This window comes from Blautia sp. AF14-40, assembly GCF_003479665.1.
GTDB lineage: Bacteria > Bacillota > Clostridia > Lachnospirales > Lachnospiraceae > Fusicatenibacter > Fusicatenibacter saccharivorans.
In genome coordinates, this window is the sequence record NZ_QUHK01000119.1 from 1 (window position 1) to 645 (window position 645).

The following is a 645-nucleotide window of genomic DNA, read 5'->3' on the forward strand; positions in this document are numbered from 1 at the left end:
CCGCAGCAGATGAAGTATGTTACCCACACCGAAGCGGGCGAGGGGCTTATCTTTTATGGAAATGTGGTACTGCCTTTTGTAGACCGCTTCCCGAAAGATACCGAGCTTTACCGGGTAATGACGACGAAGCCGGAGGAAGTTTCCGAAAGCGGAAAGTGAGGTGCAGACCATGAAGCAATATAAATCCCGCGATAAAATCACACAGAAAATGACCCGCGACGGGCTTATCGAGGTAAACGAAACACAGCAGACCGCCGAGCGTATCAGTAAACGGGAACAGGACGCGGATTTTCAAAAGTCCCCGGAGCAGCAAGCGGCGCAGGACGGGACGCAGCTTCAAGGTGTAGCGTCCCAAACTTCCCCGTTACCCCACACGCCGGGGGCTGCCCCCGCAAGGGACACCGCCACCGCAGAGCGCGTCATGGAGCATATCGAAGCCGCACAGACCCGCAAATCCAGTAAAAAGGCGGTACGCAAGGCACAGGAGGAAGCCACCGCACAAACAACATCTTCTCGCTTGCAGTTTACCGAGGAAGAACGGGCAACGCCGGAACTGGAAACTTACATCAAAAAATCGGAAAAAGCCGCTGACCGACTGGACGCAGCAAAGGCAGCTATCCCAAAGCAAAAGAAACTGGTTAAGGA

1 protein-coding gene and 1 pseudogene are annotated in these 645 nt (G+C 54.4%); both read left to right on the forward strand.

Annotated elements, in window-relative coordinates; genetic code table 11:
* A partial coding sequence (locus tag DWW13_RS18605; protein ID WP_118720846.1) for a conjugal transfer protein occupies positions 1 to 159 on the forward strand: 159 nt, incomplete at its 5' end.
* A 49-nt stretch (positions 160 to 208) separates the two neighbouring features.
* Positions 209 to 645 (forward strand): annotated as a pseudogene (locus tag DWW13_RS18610) (CHAP domain-containing protein); the annotation flags it as partial.